The sequence below is a fragment of the Postechiella marina genome (assembly GCF_039538365.1).
In the GTDB taxonomy this organism is placed as follows: Bacteria; Bacteroidota; Bacteroidia; order Flavobacteriales; family Flavobacteriaceae; genus Postechiella; species Postechiella marina.
In genome coordinates this window covers 376,236-393,286 of the sequence record NZ_BAABCA010000004.1, presented here as the reverse complement: position 1 = coordinate 393,286, position 17,051 = coordinate 376,236, and the positions used below count along the sequence as shown (strand labels likewise).

At 31.5% G+C, this 17,051-nt stretch carries 19 protein-coding genes and 1 pseudogene; 13 read left to right on the top strand and 7 right to left on the bottom strand.

Going from position 1 to position 17,051, the window contains the following annotated elements; all coding sequences use genetic code 11:
* Nucleotides 1-50 precede the first annotated feature (50 nt).
* A complete protein-coding gene (locus ABD715_RS11025; RefSeq protein WP_344788280.1) occupies nucleotides 51-845 on the top strand; it encodes an SDR family NAD(P)-dependent oxidoreductase in 795 nt (264 codons plus the stop codon).
* A 22-nt stretch (nucleotides 846-867) separates the two neighbouring features.
* Here ABD715_RS11025 and ABD715_RS11020 read toward each other — a convergent pair whose 3' ends face one another.
* Entirely contained in the window at nucleotides 868-1,251 is a 384-nt protein-coding gene (locus ABD715_RS11020; RefSeq protein WP_344788279.1) for a winged helix-turn-helix transcriptional regulator, read from the bottom strand.
* Between the two features lie 221 nt (nucleotides 1,252-1,472).
* Here ABD715_RS11020 and nfsB point away from each other — a divergent pair, with 221 nt between their 5' ends.
* The 12 genes from nfsB (at nucleotide 1,473) to ABD715_RS10960 (ending at nucleotide 12,884) form a co-directional block, all read left to right on the top strand.
* Nucleotides 1,473-2,126 (top strand): oxygen-insensitive NAD(P)H nitroreductase, encoded by a 654-nt coding sequence (nfsB, locus tag ABD715_RS11015; protein ID WP_344788278.1) that lies wholly within the window; start codon nucleotides 1,473-1,475, stop codon nucleotides 2,124-2,126.
* Between the two features lie 31 nt (nucleotides 2,127-2,157).
* Nucleotides 2,158-2,781 carry a putative quinol monooxygenase gene (locus ABD715_RS11010; RefSeq protein ID WP_344788277.1) on the top strand — a complete coding sequence of 208 codons (624 nt, stop codon included), beginning with the start codon at nucleotides 2,158-2,160 and terminating at the stop codon, nucleotides 2,779-2,781.
* Between the two features lie 30 nt (nucleotides 2,782-2,811).
* Nucleotides 2,812-3,753, top strand: a complete 942-nt coding sequence (locus ABD715_RS11005; protein WP_344788276.1) for an NADP-dependent oxidoreductase — start codon at nucleotides 2,812-2,814, stop codon at nucleotides 3,751-3,753.
* Between the two features lie 10 nt (nucleotides 3,754-3,763).
* Nucleotides 3,764-5,611 (top strand): antibiotic biosynthesis monooxygenase, encoded by a 1,848-nt coding sequence (locus ABD715_RS11000; protein WP_344788275.1) that lies wholly within the window; start codon nucleotides 3,764-3,766, stop codon nucleotides 5,609-5,611.
* A gap of 254 nt (nucleotides 5,612-5,865) precedes the next feature.
* Nucleotides 5,866-6,486: a MarC family protein gene (locus ABD715_RS10995; protein ID WP_344788274.1), complete on the top strand. Its 621-nt coding sequence runs from the start codon at nucleotides 5,866-5,868 to the stop codon at nucleotides 6,484-6,486.
* A gap of 76 nt (nucleotides 6,487-6,562) precedes the next feature.
* Nucleotides 6,563-7,159, top strand: coding sequence for a glutathione-regulated potassium-efflux system oxidoreductase KefF (gene kefF / locus ABD715_RS10990; RefSeq protein WP_344788273.1), 597 nt, complete (start codon nucleotides 6,563-6,565; stop codon nucleotides 7,157-7,159).
* A gap of 3 nt (nucleotides 7,160-7,162) precedes the next feature.
* Nucleotides 7,163-9,055, top strand: coding sequence for a monovalent cation:proton antiporter-2 (CPA2) family protein (locus tag ABD715_RS10985; RefSeq protein ID WP_344788272.1), 1,893 nt, complete (start codon nucleotides 7,163-7,165; stop codon nucleotides 9,053-9,055).
* On the top strand, nucleotides 9,055-9,936 hold the full coding sequence (locus tag ABD715_RS10980) for a helix-turn-helix domain-containing protein (RefSeq protein ID WP_344788271.1): 882 nt from the start codon (nucleotides 9,055-9,057) through the stop codon (nucleotides 9,934-9,936). The genes ABD715_RS10985 and ABD715_RS10980 overlap by 1 nt, the downstream gene beginning before the upstream one ends.
* 101 nt (nucleotides 9,937-10,037) lie before the next feature.
* A complete protein-coding gene (locus tag ABD715_RS10975) occupies nucleotides 10,038-10,925 on the top strand; it encodes a nuclear transport factor 2 family protein (protein ID WP_344788270.1) in 888 nt (295 codons plus the stop codon).
* Between the two features lie 216 nt (nucleotides 10,926-11,141).
* Nucleotides 11,142-12,449 carry a DEAD/DEAH box helicase gene (locus tag ABD715_RS10970; RefSeq protein ID WP_344788269.1) on the top strand — a complete coding sequence of 436 codons (1,308 nt, stop codon included), beginning with the start codon at nucleotides 11,142-11,144 and terminating at the stop codon, nucleotides 12,447-12,449.
* Between the two features lie 5 nt (nucleotides 12,450-12,454).
* On the top strand, nucleotides 12,455-12,679 hold the full coding sequence (locus tag ABD715_RS10965) for a DUF6500 family protein (protein ID WP_344788268.1): 225 nt from the start codon (nucleotides 12,455-12,457) through the stop codon (nucleotides 12,677-12,679).
* Nucleotides 12,660-12,884, top strand: coding sequence for a VF530 family protein (locus tag ABD715_RS10960; protein WP_344788267.1), 225 nt, complete (start codon nucleotides 12,660-12,662; stop codon nucleotides 12,882-12,884). Before ABD715_RS10965 ends, ABD715_RS10960 begins: the two co-directional genes overlap by 20 nt.
* 80 nt (nucleotides 12,885-12,964) lie before the next feature.
* Here the strand turns inward: ABD715_RS10960 and ABD715_RS10955 are convergent, their stop codons facing one another.
* The 6 genes and pseudogenes from ABD715_RS10955 to ABD715_RS10930 form a co-directional block, all read right to left on the bottom strand.
* On the bottom strand, nucleotides 12,965-13,273 hold the full coding sequence (locus ABD715_RS10955) for an EF-hand domain-containing protein (RefSeq protein ID WP_344788266.1): 309 nt from the start codon (nucleotides 13,271-13,273) through the stop codon (nucleotides 12,965-12,967).
* Nucleotides 13,274-13,371: 98 nt separating this feature from the next.
* Nucleotides 13,372-13,827: a tRNA (cytidine(34)-2'-O)-methyltransferase gene (locus ABD715_RS10950; RefSeq protein ID WP_344788265.1), complete on the bottom strand. Its 456-nt coding sequence runs from the start codon at nucleotides 13,825-13,827 to the stop codon at nucleotides 13,372-13,374.
* Between the two features lie 77 nt (nucleotides 13,828-13,904).
* Complete coding sequence (locus ABD715_RS10945; protein WP_344788264.1) at nucleotides 13,905-14,318, bottom strand: DUF805 domain-containing protein; 414 nt, start codon at nucleotides 14,316-14,318, stop codon at nucleotides 13,905-13,907.
* A gap of 43 nt (nucleotides 14,319-14,361) precedes the next feature.
* Nucleotides 14,362-15,126 carry a tryptophan synthase subunit alpha gene (trpA, locus tag ABD715_RS10940; protein WP_344788263.1) on the bottom strand — a complete coding sequence of 255 codons (765 nt, stop codon included), beginning with the start codon at nucleotides 15,124-15,126 and terminating at the stop codon, nucleotides 14,362-14,364.
* Between the two features lie 123 nt (nucleotides 15,127-15,249).
* Nucleotides 15,250-16,431: a tryptophan synthase subunit beta gene (gene trpB / locus ABD715_RS10935; RefSeq protein WP_344788428.1), complete on the bottom strand. Its 1,182-nt coding sequence runs from the start codon at nucleotides 16,429-16,431 to the stop codon at nucleotides 15,250-15,252.
* Between the two features lie 30 nt (nucleotides 16,432-16,461).
* Nucleotides 16,462-17,034: pseudogene (locus ABD715_RS10930) on the bottom strand (phosphoribosylanthranilate isomerase); the annotation flags it as partial.
* Between the last annotated feature and the right edge of the window lie 17 nt (nucleotides 17,035-17,051).

The window sequence follows — 17,051 nt, the reverse complement described above, 5'->3', positions numbered from 1 at the left end:
TAAAACTGGCAATAGTTGTATTGCCAGTTTTCATCAACATAAAAGATACAATGAAACATATATTAATAACAGGAAGTACAGACGGTATAGGAAAACTAACCGCTTTAAAATTAGCAGAAAACGGAAACGCAGTTTATATTCACGGTAGAAGTGAAGCTAAAGTAAACGATACAATTAGCGCAATAAAAACCGCTTCAAAAAATGATAATGTAAAAGGATTTGTGGCCGATTTTTCAGATTTAAATGCTGTAAAACAAATGGCAGAACAAATAAAAAATGAAGTACCAAGTCTAGATGTTTTAATTAACAATGCAGGAGTTTTAAAAACACCTTCTGTTAAAACTAAAAAGGGTTTAGATATAAGAATGGCTGTCAATTATTTGGCACCTTATATTTTAACAGAAAATATTATTTCGGTTCTAGAAAAAGGGTCAGCATCAAGAATAGTAAATTTAAGTTCTGCAGCACAATCTTCAGTTAAAAAAGGCATTTTAACAGGCGATGTATCTATCAGTGCCAACGAAGCTTACGCACAAAGCAAACTGGCACTAACCATGTGGAGTTTTTACTTTGCAAAACAACATCCAAATATTACAACTATAGCTGTAAATCCAGGTTCATTACTAAACACTAAAATGGCTAAAGAAGCCTATGGTCAATATTGGTCTCCAGCAGAAAAAGGTGTAGATATTCTTTATAATTTAGCCATATCTGAAGCAAATAAAAATGAGTCAGGTAAGTATTTTGATAATGATAAAGGTAGCTTTAGTAATGCACATCCTGATACTTATAATGAAGATAAAATTGAAGAATTAATAACACTAACAAGAACATTAGTTTCTTAGATAAAAAATAAGTTACTTGTCTTTATTCATCAAATAAAAACTCACCTTTAGTTTCGGCAGCATGTAATCCCCATTCAACAATTAGATTTAAAATAGGTACTAAGGTTTGTCCAAATTCAGTAAGCGTATATTCTACCTTTAACGGTGGCTTTTTTGTAAATACTCTTCTGTTTACAATAGCATCAGCCTCTAATTGTTTAAGCTGTAAACTCAAGGTGCGTTCTGTTATACCAGGTATTTCTTTACGCAATTCATTATAACGCTTTTTGCCATCTATTAAATGGGTAAGTATAACGCTTTTCCATTTACCACCAATAAGTTCCATTGCTGCACTTGTGGGACAATACGATATTTTATCATTAATCTTAATCTTTGGTTTCTTATCAAATAGTTCTTTTCTATCCATTTATTATGTGTGTTTTTTTTACAAAGTTATAATGCTTTAATTTAGTATGCAACTATATTTTTTATAGCAAAAAATTTAAATCTTAAAGTATTGTTTATTAGTTGTTTGAGTAGTTTTGTTTATACTATACTTCTTGACCGTTATTGCGTAGTGTATATACTATATATACTTTTGTCACTATAATTTTGATAGTATAATAACAATAATAAAATATTAGTATAATGAACCTAACAGAAATTTTAAACAATCGCTACTCAGTAAAAGAATTTGATGTGACTAAAAAAATATCAGATTCAGATTTTCAGCAAATAAAAAACATATTACGTTTAAGCCCGTCTAGCGTAAACCTACAACCTTGGCATTTTATAATTGCAAATACAGCAGAAGGTAAGGAGCGCGTAGCAAAAGGAACACAAGGTTTTTTTAAGTTTAATACGCCTAAAGTATTAGATGCGTCTCATACTATAGTAATAGCTGCTCGTACAGATGCAGATGAGAGTTATATGAAACGTGTTTTGGAGCAAGAAGATAAAGACGGGCGTTTTGCAGCCCAAGAGTTTAAGGACCAAATGCATGGTGGGCGTATGTTGTTTGCAAATATTCATCGCTACGACCTTAAAGATTTGCCACACTGGATGGAAAAACAGGTATACTTAAATATGGGGACTTTATTACTAGGTGCTGCTGCATTGGGTATAGACGCTGTTCCAATGGAAGGTGTAGATGTAAAAGCTTTAGACGAAGAATTTGGACTTCGCGAAAAAGGGTTTACAGCATTAGCAGTCGTTTCTTTAGGGTACAGAAAGGACACCGATTTTAATGCAAAACTTCCAAAATCAAGATTTTCAGAAGAGACAATAATTACACAATTATAAATAGAATTTTAAAGTCTAAAACGATATAAAGATGAAAAGCACTATAGTAAAATTTACAGTAAAACCAGAACATAAAGATACGTTTGCTACAACACTAAAAGAAGCGCAAGCAGCTACACAAAAAGAAGCTGGAAATAAAGAGATTAAAGTATTTGCATCTAAAACAGATGAAAATGTTTTTTTTGTATACGAACGTTGGGCAGATAAAGCTGCAATAACGTCTCACGATAACGAGCCACATACCAAAAAACTAATGGAAGTGGCACAAACTGCATTACAAACTGCACCAATTTTCTACTTTTTAGGCGATACAAACCCGTTACCAGACCATTCTAAATCTGCAAATCCAGAAGATGACGTATTTATCATTTTCTTCATTTTTAAATTAAAAACAGCTTTTAGAAATCAACTTATAAATCAGTTTGAAGACCATATAACACATACCAGAAAAGAGGAAAAAGGAAACATTCTTTTCGATTTATACACCGTAGATGATCAAGAAGACACCTTGGTTGTTTATGAGCATTGGAGAAAAGAATCTGATGTTTGGGATATTCACTTCAATCAACCATATGCAGTGAAAACAGGCAAACTTATGGAAGAAGCTGTTATTGGAGATTTAAAGCAGTATATGAATTTTGTGAAAGAGATTTAAGAGACAAACACATTAAAAAATATAAAAATTATGAAAGCAGTATTATTAAAACAAGCAGGTGGACCAGAAAATCTTTATATAGATAATATTGATAAGCCAACAATAAAAGATAACGAAGTATTGGTTGCCACAAAAGCAATTTCATTAAACCCAGCAGATGTAAAACCAAAGTATGTAGATGATATGTTAAATATGTTGTACGGTAAAGAGCGACCTATAATTTTAGGTTGGGATATTGCAGGTACCGTTACCGAAGTTGGTGCAGCAGTCATCAATTTTAAGGAAGGTGATAAAGTATTCGGAATGGTAAATTTCCCTGGTGTTGGTAATGCCTATGCAGAATTTGTGGCAGCTCCGGCAGCACATTTAGCAAAAATGCCAAACAATGTTTCTTTTGAAGAAGCTGCAGCGACAACATTAGCAGCTTTAACAGCCTTGCAAATTTTAAAGGGGAATATTAATAAAGGTGATAAAGTCTTAATTCAGGCTGGTTCTGGTGGTGTTGGTCATTTTGCAATTCAAATTGCAAAAAATTATGGTGCTTATGTTATAACTACTGCTTCGGCTAAAAACAAAGATTTTGTATTGTCAATTGGCGCAGATGAAGCTATCGATTATCACACCCAAAATTTTGAAGATATTTTAACAGAGATTGATTTTGTATTAGATACCCAAGGTGGAAATGTACTTCTTAATTCGGTAAAAGTAGTTAAAGAGAACGGGCATGTTTTTACAACTACCGGAACAGATTTTCCTGAGGAAGCTAAAGAAATTGCTAAGGCAAACAAAGTGAATCTATCCGGTATGTTGGTAAAGTCAGATAGTAATGATATGAACATTCTAAAAGACATGTTAGAAAGCGGAGCCATAAAACCAAACATCTACAAAACCTTTGCTTTTGAAGCTATGGCTGATGCTCACATAGAAGTGGAAAAAGGAAGAACGGTTGGTAAAGTGATTGTAACTATCTAAACACAAGATTATGAAAAATTCTATAAAAATTATAGCTCTTCTTTTTCTAGTGATTCTTTCTGGCTGCAAAGACAGAACAACAACTAAAGTTTCAGAAGTTGCAGTAATTCAAAAAAACAAAGACGTAATTACTAACGATTTCGCAGTAGCTGTAAAATGGGAATTAGACGGTTTTAAAATGCCAGAATCTGTATACGCATCGTCAAATCATAAGTGGTTATATGTTTCAAATACTAACGGTGCAGCGCCAGGTTTTATAAGTCGTGTGTCTAAAGAAGGAGTAATTGACAACCTGAATTGGACAACAGGGTTAACGTCTCCAACTGGTTCTGATGTTTATAAAAACATCTTGTATGTTGCAGACCAAAAGCAAGTACATCTTATAAATTTAAACGACGGAAGCATTATAAAAAGTTATTCTGATAACGAAGCCGGTTCTTTAAATGATTTAACAATTAATCAGAAAACTGGTCAAGTCTTCATTTCTGATGTACCTGGTGGTAAAATTTATACCATAGAAAATGACAAATTAATAGTGTGGTTACAGTCTGATAAAATACCATTTCCAAATGGTGTTTTTGTAGAAAATAACACCTTGGTTGTTGCTAATTACGGACTAGAAAATGGTGAAGGATTAATGCGTAAAGAGTGGAAACCTGAAGATTTTGGAGCCATATATAACATTGATATAGCTTCTAAAAAGGTGGAGTTAATTGCTTCTTCAAACAAAAAAGGAGTGTTTGACGGTGTTACCTCTATAAATGGTATTTTGCTAGCAAGTAGTAATCCAACAGGTCAATTATACACATTTGATGGCGATAAAAATTACTTGATTGATACATCTTCAAAAGGAATTGCAGACATTAATACAGATGGTGAAATTATTTTTGCACCTTATATTTTTGGTGATAAATTAATTGCTTATCAACCAATTGCTTGGGACAGAATTACTACTAAAGCCGAATATATAGAAAAAGGAGCAGATAATTATTATGGTGATGAAGGTGGAACGTCTATTGCTACAAGCGAAGGCATTATTAAAGGAAATTTTGGCGGACAAGAACTTAAAGGAACTTGGGATTGGCAAGGTGAATATTTTTGTAGAACAAGTACTCTAGGAACTATGGATTTAGGGTCAGACTGTATTCAGATTGATGTTACAGATTCTAAAATGCGTTTAATTTTAAATAAAGGTACAGGAATGTCTGTGGTTTATGATAAAAAGAAAGACCCTGAAATTACTATTTTATCAACTTTTAAAATAAAATTAGATAAAATTGATTTGTTTAAAAAAGAAATGCTATCCAATCAAGATGTAGTTCGTAAGGAGACAGGCACTTTAGAAATGAAGTTGTTTCAAGATAAAAAAGATCCAGAGAATTTTTTGGTCTTCGGAATAAATAAAGGACAGAATACTTTAGATGAACATTCTAAAGCAGTAGACAAAAGAGGAATTGCAAATCGCGTAGAATCGGCTTTAATAGAAGCGCCTAAAACCCTATTTCTAAATAACGAAAAACCATTACCAACAAATAATTTTAGTCAAATTAAAACAGACAAAGACGGAGTGTTATTGTTTTACTTATTTGAAATAAAAAAAAGTTATAAAGAAAGGTTTCTAAAGCAACTAATTAAGCATACAGAACTTACCAGGCAAGAAGAAGGTAACATTCGCTTTGATTTTTACAGTATTAAAGGAAAAGAAAATTCTTTTGTAATACAAGAACATTGGAAGAATAATGAAGCTGGCATTATCCACAGAAAACAATCTTACACACAGGTTACAGGCAAATTATTGAAAGAGGCTATTGTAGAATCTTCACAGCATCAGTTTTTTGTAGCTCAGATTGAAAATTAGGAAAACTATATATATAACATATTTGAAAATGAAAATACAAAAAGAATTACCAAATTATACTAAAAAAAATATTTGTTGGTGGCGAATGGAGATGATAGCATGATGTTTATTTGTTTTTAATGCTAAGATTAATTTTAATTAGTCTTGGCATTTCTTATATTATACAAAACGTTTTTTTTATTTACATAAAAATAAAAAAAACTTTGGTAAAGTAGAAGATATTCAAGTTCTTGCACGATTAATTTTATATTTTAATGGATAACCTAATAACTTTTTCAATAGCTGTATTTACAGCATTTTTTGCGATAACAAACCCGATTTCTAACATGACGGTTTTTTTGTCTTTAACACAAGGTGCGAGTAAAAAAACTAAACAAGATATAAATAAACGATCAAATTTTATAGCTTTTATTATCGTCGCTGTTTTTGTTCTTTTAGGTAAATATATTTTCGAATTATTTAATATTAGTATTCCTGCTTTTAAAATTACAGGAGGTATATTAATATTTTTTATAGGTTTTGATATGCTACAGTCTAAACAATCTAATGTAAAAACCATTGATAATGTTGATATTGATGAAAACATAGCTGTTTCACCTTTAGCAATTCCAATTTTAGCTGGTCCAGGAACCATTGTAACTGCTATGAATTTTGTTGCCAAAGCAGAAACAATACACATTGTTTTGGTAATTGCCATATTTGGTTCTATGAGTTTATTAACTTATTTTACATTTAGATTAAGCGATTTAATTGTAAAAATTGTAGGAAATAATGTAATATCTGTAATAGGAAAAATAATGGGTTTAATTATAGCTATAATAGGTACAGGTATGATTATAACAGGAATTAAACTTGCTTTTAATTTTATAGCCTAAAATAAACTAAAAGCAATATAATTGTTAGGAGAGTAGTCATTCTTTTTAATAACAAATAGACTATATAAGTAGTAATATGAAAAAAATTCTAATTCTTTTTGCGCACCCTAAACTAGAGAAGTCTAGAGCAAACTTATCTTTAATAAATCATATAAAAGATAAAGAAAATGTAACTATTCACGACTTGTATGATGAGTATCCAGATTTTCATATAGATGTGCCTAGAGAGCAAAAATTATTAAAACAGCATGATATTATTATTTGGCATCATCCGTTTTACTGGTATAGTTGTCCGCCATTAATGAAACAATGGATTGATATGGTATTAGAGTTTAATTGGGCTTATGGTCCAGAAGGAAAAGCGCTTCACAATAAAACGTGTTTAAATGCTATAACTACAGGTGGCTCTAAGGAAGTTTACTGTTCTGCAGGATATAATAGTTTTACGGTTGAACAATTTTTAAGACCCTTTGAGCAGACTGCCAATTTATGCGGAATGACATATTTTCCGCCTTTTGCAGTTATGGGAACACATAATCTCTCAGATGAACAACTACACGATTATAAAATTAATTACGGTAAACTAATTGATTTACTTCAAGCCAATTTAAATATAAATGATTTCGAAAAAAAATCATTTATTAATGATATTCCGCAACTTAAAAGCTCTTAATATATGACTGGAAGTTTACTTTTTGAAGCTATTATGTTTTTGGCAGGAGCCATAATTTGTGTGTCTATTGCTAAGCGTTTAGGTTTAAGTTCTGTTATAGGTTATTTATTAGCAGGTGTGTTAATTGGACCTTATGTGCTTGGTTTTATTGGTGAAGAAGGTCAAGATATTTTGCACTTTGCAGAATTTGGAGTAGTAATGATGCTATTTCTTATTGGATTAGAAATTGAACCTAAAAATTTCTGGAACATGCGAAAAACCATACTTGGCATGGGAGGCATTCAAGTAGGAGGTACGATGCTATTGTCTTATTTGCTTTTCTACTTTTTAGGATATGAGTGGGAAGTTGCATTAGTAATTTCTATGGCAGTCGCCTTATCTTCTACAGCAATAGCTATGCAAACTATAAAAGAAAAAGGTTTGATGGACACTACTTTTGGTACATCTGCATTTTCTATTTTATTATTTCAAGATATTATTGTCATTTTCATGATTGGTGTTATGCCTTTATTATCCAATTCTAATTCAGGAACACAAACAGATGCTCATAGTGAATCTATGAGTCTTATTGAAAGTTTACCACTTGGTTTACAAACTATGGCTATTATCTTATCGGTTGCAGTTATTATTGCTTTAGGGCGTTATGTAATTGTACCCATGCTAAGAAAAGTAGCAAAAACAGATGTTCGTGAGTTGCTAATTGCAGCAGCATTTTTAATTGTTTTTGGTATTTCATTTATTATGGAATTAGTAGGAATTAGTCCTGCATTAGGCGCTTTTTTAGGTGGAGTAGTATTATCTAATAGTGAGTTTAAACACGAATTAGAAAGTACATTAGAGCCTTTTAAAAATCTGTTATTAGGTCTGTTTTTTATGGCAGTTGGTGCTTCAATAAATTTTATAGTAATAGCAAAAAGTCCTTTAACAATTGGAGGTGTTTTAATTGCAATAGTTATATTAAAAGCAATCGTTTTATTTATCACTGGTCGTGTTTTTAATTTAAAATTAGATCAAAAATTACTATTAACTTTCAGTTTATCACAAATTGGAGAATTTGCTTTTGTATTGCTGTCTTTTGCTTTTGGTTTAAATATTTTAGAACAAGAACAAATGGATATCTTGCTAGTAATTACAGCTTTAAGTATGGGGTTAACACCAATTATAAGTATTTTTAATGAGCGTTTTATTTTACCTAAAGTAGGGACTAAAGAATCTATTAAACGTCCTATGGATCATATTGCAAAATCGCAAAAAATAATTTTGGTTGGTTTTGGTAATTTTGGCAGTACAGTAGGTCGGTTTTTAAGATCGCATGGTGTAGAAGCTACTATTTTAGATCAAGATTCAAATCGTGTAGACTTACTTCGTAAAATGGGATTTGAAGTGTATTATGGAGATGCAACACGTTTAGATTTATTAGAATCTGCAGGAATAGCAGAAGCTAAAATAGTAATTATTGCTACAAATAAATTAAGTGTAACAAAAGCAATTACAAAAATAGTTAATGATAAGTATCCGCATATAGAACTCATGATTCGTACTAAAAATAGAGAAGATGCTTATGAGTTATTAAATCTTGGACATGAAAATTTTTATAGAGAATCTCTAGATACATCGTTAGCTTTAGCTAGTGATGTTTTACATAAATTAGGTTTTAGAAAATATACGCTAAATAGGCAAGTTAAAAACTATATTAAGTATGATGAAACCAGTTTAAGACATTTAGCAAAAGAGTCTAGACAAGAGAAAAATTATATATTTAAAGTAAGAAAAGAATTAAAAAAACAAGAAGAATTATTGGATGCCGATTTTAAAAGAGGTGTTGTAGACTATGATAATCATTGGGATAGCGAGCACATTAGAAAGGCTTTGGAAAATTCTAATACTAAAATGTAATGCATAAAGAGATTCCGCATATTGTTTTTAATTCTCAAAAGCCAAATAATAGTGGAATTGAAATTTTATCTATTGAAAGTCTTGCTATTAGAAAGGATGACGCTGTAGATCATCATCCAGAAAAAGCACATCAGGTTGCTTTTAATATGATTGTATTATATACAGCAGGAGAAAGTAAACAATTGGTAGATTTTGTATGGCACACTGTAAAAAAAAACACGATAATACATCTGTCTAAAGGTCAAATTAATGCTTTTCAATTTACCAAGAATCTAAAAGGTTATATCTTGTTGTTTACCGAAGATTATTTAAAGAAACAGATTAATGCATTACCAAAAAACGAATTAATAAGATTGTTTAATGCACATTTGTTCTCTCCAATTATTCAAGTACCAAAAGACTCTAATGTAGTACGTTATTTCGAATTATTATTTGAAGAATATAACAGTCAAAAAGAAGATTATAACCAAGAAAGCACATACAAATCTTTACATTCTATTATTTTTTATAAGCTAGAACGTTTAAAACAATATCAAACTTTTCATTTAAAACAATCTAAACAACTCAATATATTTTTAGATTTTAAATCACTTTTAGAAAAACATTTTACGAAAAGTAGAAATGCCGATTTTTATGCCGAAAAACTAAATATTACTTACAAGCATTTAAATACCATTTGTAAAAGCATTATTTCTATTACTGCAAAGCAATTTATAGACGAATTTATTGTACTAGAAGCAAAACGACAGCTTGTAAATTCAGAAATTAAAAGTACAGAATTAGCCTATGCTTTAGGTTTTGAAGAGCCAACAAATTTTGTTAAATACTTCAGAAAGAATACAGGATTTACCCCAAATCAATTTAAAAAAGAACTAAATTAAAATTTAAGGTTCGATATTTACCATTTTTAGGTTTAGATTTATCTTTAGTTACTAAGGGTTCTATTTTAATTTTGTAGTCATAAAAACACACATAAATTAAAATGAAAAATTCTCTTATCGCATTATCGCTAGTAATAACATTAGCTTCTTGCAACTCTGAAAAAGAAACAAAAAAAGTAACTATTAAAAAGGAACCCAAAATGGAAACAATAGCAAAATTATCAAATAAAGAAAAAACAATTGCAGTTTTAAAAAGTATTGAAACAGGAGACAAAAAAGCAATTTCGTATATAAACCCAAACAAATATACACAGCACAACTTGTCTGTTGCCGATGGTTTAGCTGGTTTTGGAGCTTTATTACAACTAGCACCAGCTGATGGTTTTAAAGTAAAAACAATTAGAGCTTTTCAAGATGGCGATTATGTGTTTACACAAACCGTTTACGATTTTTTTGGACCAAAAGTAGGTTTTGATGTTTTTAGATTTGAAAACGGATTAATTGTAGAGCATTGGGATAATTTAATAGAAGTTGCTGCTGCAAACCCAAGCAAACACACACAAACCGATGGTACAACAAGCAATACAGATTTAGACAAGACTGAAGCTAATAAAACTTTAGTTTCTAATTTTGTAAATGATATTTTAGTAAACGGTAAAATGGAAAAATTACAAGGTTACTTTAATGGAGACCATTATATACAACACAATCCCAACATTGCAGATGGTTTATCTGGTTTAGGTCAAGCCATAGAAGCGATGGCAAAACAAGGTATAAGAATGGAGTATAATACGGTACATAAAGTATTAGGCGAAGGTAATTTTGTACTAACTATTAGCGAAGGTAAATTTGCAAATAAACCAACATCATACTACGACTTATTTAGAGTAGAAGATGGCAAAATTGCAGAACATTGGGACGTCGTAGAAACAATTACTCCAGAAACAGATAGAAAAAATACAAACGGTAAGTTTAATTTTCCTAATTAATTTAGCCACATCTTTATAACTTTGATTAATAGCAGAAAAGACCACTTTTAAAAGTGGTCTTTTTTTGTTTTTTTATAAGGAAAACAAAGAGTTGTTTGTTTAATTTAACATGTCGTTAAAAATAACATTACCTTTGGCCTTTATTAAAAGAGATGGTGTTTAATTATAAATTGTCATCTCAAAATGTTCGATAACGGACTTTACCAAACAATTTATATGTCATTTAAATCATTAGGCTTATCAGAAGCCTTGCTAAAAGCAATTAGCAAAAAAGGGTATACAACACCTTCACCAATTCAGCAAAAAGCAATTCCACCAGTTTTAGATGGAGAAGATGTTTTAGCATCTGCACAAACAGGAACGGGAAAAACCGCAGGTTTTACGCTGCCATTATTACATATTTTATCAGAAAATCCTAAAGAAAAATATAGGCCAATACGAGCTTTAATATTAACACCAACTAGAGAGCTAGCAGCTCAGGTTTATGCAAATGTTAGAGAGTATAGCGAATTTTTAAATTTAAGAAGCGCTGTTATTTTTGGTGGTGTAAACCAAAAACCACAAGCAGCAACCATTCGTCAGGGAGTCGATGTTTTGGTAGCAACACCAGGACGTTTATTAGATTTACAAAGTCAGGGTTTATTATCGCTTAAACGCATAGAAATATTTGTTTTAGACGAAGCCGATAGAATGTTAGATATGGGGTTTTTACGCGATATAGAGCGTGTTATAAAATCTATGCCAGATAAAAGGCAAAACTTAATGTTTTCGGCAACGTTTTCTAAAGATATAAAAAAGTTGGCTCACGGTATTTTAAACAATCCCGTTCAAGTAGAAGCAACACCAGAAAACTCTACAGTTGATGCTATTAGCCAAAAAGTTTACCGTGTTGCTAAAGGTTTAAAAACTGGGCTAATAATTAAATTAATAACAGAAGGTAATTGGAAACAAGTATTGGTTTTTACACGTACTAAACATGGAGCGAATAAACTTTGCGATAAAATGGGTAAGGCAGGCATAACTGCAGCTGCTATTCATGGTAATAAAAGCCAAGGAGCAAGAACAAAAGCATTGTCTGGTTTTAAAAGTGGGCGTATTAATGTTTTGGTGGCTACAGATATAGCTGCGCGTGGATTAGATATTCCATTGTTACCACATGTTATAAATTTTGAATTACCAAACATATCTGAAGATTATGTACATAGAATAGGAAGAACAGGTAGAGCAGGAGCAAAGGGCGAAGCGGTATCTTTAGTAAGTGCAGACGAAACTACCTATTTACGCGATATTGAAAAACTAGTAGGAATAACAATCCCGAAGGAGATTATAGAAGGTTTCGAGCCAGATCCTAATGCATCTACTGCGCCAATAAAACCAGGGCAAAATCGTCAACGCAGAAATAACCAAGGAGGAAACGGAAATAGAAAACCAAAATCTACTAATTCTAATACTAATTTTAGTCGTAGTTCTAGTAGAAATAATAAGTCAAGACGACCAAAACGTAACAGCGAAAGAAGAAAATAGTAATAATGAAAAAAGTTTTAAAGGATAAAATTATAGCGGTTTGTAATAAAAAAATAGAAACCAAAGGTGTTAATGTTGGTTTGTCTTTTTATGCTTTTTTTGCTAATAAAAACGACGATCCAGATTTGCTCATGGAAGCTGCTACTTGGTGGATTAAAACCCATAAGTTAGATCATTTTGAAAAAGCAACTAAAATTAAAAAACTTGTAAGTGGAGAAGCAGCCAAATAACCCTTTACACGGTATAAAATTAGAGCAAATTATAAACGAACTCGAAGCCCATTATGGTTGGGAGTATATGGGTTATACCATTAAAATACGATGTTTTACAGATAATCCATCTGTAAAATCTAGTTTAAAGTTTTTAAGGCGAACACCATGGGCAAGAACAAAGGTAGAAACCATGTATTTAAATATGCTAAAAAATAAAAAGTAACCTTTTTGTATTTTTATAAAATATAAAATGCTCAAGTTTTAAACTTGAGCATTTTTGTTTCTTTTAACTAAAAAGAATAACTATTCTTGTTTCTTCTTTCCTTTGCCTTTTCCCTTTCCAAAATTAGCTTTTAACTCTTCTAAAGTTACTGCTCCGTTAGAGTCTGCATCTAAGTTAGCGTAGTTTTTTTCTAATCGTTCTGCAGGAACTTCTTTTTTTCTTTTAGCCCCTTTAAATTCTTCTAAAGTAATAGACCCATTTTTATCGGCATCAAATCTTTTAAACATTTTATCAAAGTCAGGAGTTTTCTTTTCTTGTGCAGACATAGTGAATGAAAAAGCAGTTAATGCTACAGCTAATGTTCCTAATTTTAAAGTTGTCATTTTCATTTTAAATACTTATTTAATTGTTAATCTAAGTTTAGACTATTTTATAGGTAAAAGGTTTAATCAGAATTAAAAATATTTTGTTTTTTTTACAACCTTTCTTATTTACCTATGTGTTTTAACCCTTCATAAATAACAATACTAACAGCATTAGCTAAATTTAGGCTTCTAATATGTTCGCTATAAAGCGGTATTTTATAAAGTCTATCAGTATTTTGTTCGGTTATATCTTTAGATAATCCAGCCGATTCTTTCCCAAAAATTAAAAACATATCATCTTCAAAAGGAATATCCCAATGCTTCTTTGTGCCATGGCTAGACATAAACGCCATGCTTTTGTCTTTGTTTATAGCAAAAAACTCTTCAATGTTTTCGTAATAAGTAACCTCTAGGTGTTGCCAATAATCTAATCCAGCTCGTTTTAAGCGTTTGTCGTCAATTTCAAAACCAAAAGGTTTAACAAGGTGTAAATGCGACCCAGAGCCTAAAGACAAACGCCCTATGTTACCTGTGTTATTGGGTATTTCTGGCTCTATAAGTACAATGTTTAGTGGCATGTTTTAATGTGTTGTGTAAATCAAAAAACCTATTCTGTATAGAGAATAGGTTTTTAAAATATATTAAAATAGAAATTTTAAGACTCTATTTGAGGCTTTCCAATTTCGTTAATTTCTTCAGCGTTTTCAGCTTTTGGGTCTGGGCCATATTGGTTAGGTCCTGTATCACCTTCTGTAACTAGTAAAACAAAAATCCAAATAGGGCCAATTAATGGTATTAATCCAATAAGGTAAAACCATCCGCTTTTACCAACATCATGCAGTCTACGCACAACAACAGCCAAACTAGGTACAAGTACACCTAATACATAAATAATGTATAATCCCATTATAGCAGGCATATCTGTAGCAGCAGCAATACCACCAGAAACAAGCATGATTCCTAAAATAAAAATTCCGTTAAATAAGGCGAACATCCAATATTCTTTTCGTCTTGCTCTACCTGTAAAATTTGCGTAATTATCGCGCACTACTTTTAAATACCATTCCATTAAATAAATGTGTTTAGGGTTAGTTATTAATAATCAAATATATTTAATTTAAAATAGATTTCACAAATTCATTAATAGTTTTCGTTCCTTTATTTGTAACATGCTTAACAAAAGCACTTCCAATAATAGCGCCTTTAGAGTATTTAGTAGCTTGTGTAAAAGTTTCGTTATTACTAATACCAAAACCAATAATTTGTGGGTTTTTTAAATTCATGTTAGCAATGCGTTCAAAATAAGCTGTTTGCTCGTCTCCAAAACCAGATTGAGCTCCAGTTGTACTCGCGCTACTTACCATGTAAATAAAACCATCAGATATAGAGTCTATATACCGTATGCGTTTATCTTCCGTTTGTGGAGTAATTAAAAATATATTCGTTAAACCGTATTTTTTAAAAATAGCTTGGTATTCTTCATGGTAAACATCTACAGGTAAATCTGGAATAATTAATCCATCAATACCAATTTCTTTACATTTTTTACAAAAAGCCTCTACACCATATTGAAACATAGGATTAAAATACCCCATAATAATAAGTGGAATGTTTACCGTTTTTCTAATGTCTTTTAATTGTTTAAAAAGCACCTCTGTAGTCATGCCATTTTTTAAAGCTTCTGTAGAGCTGGCTTGTATAGTGGGGCCATCTGCCAATGGGTCGCTAAAAGGCAAACCTATTTCAATCATATCAACACCATTTTTTTCTAAATCTTCAATAATAGAAACAGTATCGTTAATATCTGGGTAACCCGCAGTAAAATATATAGATAGTAATTTTTTGTTTTCTTGTAGTTTTGTTTGAATTCTATTCATAATTCATATAATTTTTAAATTTTTCAATTTGGGCGTTACCGCAAGGGTCGGGCTTTCACTACTCGCTCTCTGCGAGGAGCTCACACATACCGTTCAATCCCTAACGCAAAAAAAGTATCATAACTATATTTTAAAATATTCGATATAATTATTTAAATCTTTATCGCCTCTACCAGATAAACTTACCACGACTACATCGTCAGGCTTAAACGTTTTTTGTTCGAAAATAGCCAAGGCATGCGAGCTTTCTATAGCAGGAATAATACCTTCTAGTTTGCATAAATCTAATCCAGCATTCATAGCATCATTATCTGTAACAGCCATAAACTCTGCACGACCAGTTTTACATAAATGCGCATGCATAGGGCCAACACCAGGATAATCTAATCCAGCCGAAATAGAGTAAGGTTCTGTAATTTGTCCATCTTTACTTTGCATTAACAACGTTTTACAGCCATGTATAATGCCTTCTTTACCAAGTACAGAAGTTGCAGCACTTTCGCCAGAGTCTACACCTAAACCTGCAGCTTCTACAGCAATAATTTTAACATCTTCTTCGTGTAAATAATGGTAATATGTACCAGCAGCATTGCTGCCACCACCAATACAAGCAACAACATAATCTGGGTTTTCTCTACCTTCTTGTTCTTTTAATTGCCATTTAATTTCTTCTGAAATAACCGCTTGAAATCTAGTTACCATATCTGGGTATGGATGTGGCCCAATAGCAGATCCAATAATATAATGTGTATTTACAGGGTTATTAATCCAATCTCTAATAGCTTCGTTGGTAGCATCTTTTAAGGTTTTACTACCAGATAATGCAGGTACCACTTTGGCGCCTAACATTTTCATTCTAGCTACGTTTGGTGCTTGTCTAGCAATATCTATTTCTCCCATGTAAACAATACACTCTAGCCCCATTAAAGCACAAACGGTAGCGGTAGCAACACCATGTTGTCCTGCTCCAGTTTCTGCAATTATACGGTGTTTACCAAGGCGTTTAGCCATAAGTATTTGCCCTATGGTATTATTTATTTTATGAGCTCCTGTATGGTTTAAATCTTCACGTTTTAAATATACTTTGGTATTGTATTTTTCTGACAGGCGTTTTGCAAAATAGAGCGGAGAAGGGCGCCCTACGTAATCTTTTAAAAGTTTATCAAACTCTTTTTTAAAATCTGGCTCTGCCATAATTTTAATATAGTTTTGGCGTAACTCTTCTACGTTTGGATAGAGCATTTCTGGAATAAAAGCACCTCCAAATTCTCCATAATAGCCTTTGTCGTCTACGTTGTAATTCATAATATTATTACTCAGTTTATTTATAAAATCTTTTAAAAGCGAAATATCCTTTAATCCAGGTTTTATTTCGAATTTACTATTTACATCAAGTGCATAGCAATACTTAGATGCTTTGCTTTGTTTAAATTTTTTAATGTCTTGTACTTGCTCTAAACCAATACCTCCACTTAAAAAGAAGGGTTTGGTAGATGGGTAGTTGTTTAACACATTCCAATCGAAGGTATAACCATTGCCTCCAGGTAATTTGCCTTTAGTGTCAAAAAGAAAGTAATTGCAAACAGTTTCGTAAGGTTTTAAAATTTCAAAGTTAAATTCGTTTTTAATCGAAAATACTTTAATAATTTCAATGTTTAATATTTGTAAGCTTTTGCAATATTCTGGTGTTTCTTTACCGTGTAATTGCACAGCTTGAAGCTTGTGAGTGTTTACTTTATCAATAACACTATCTATAGGTTCGTTAACAAAAACACCGGTTTTTTTTATAGACTTTGGTAGTTTAGGTATGGTTGTGTCAAAATTTCGAGCAGATTTCTCGTAGAATATAAAACCAAGATAATCGGGCTTTAAGTTTGCTACTTGAGCCATATTCTCTTGGTATTTCATTCCGCAAATCTTAAGTT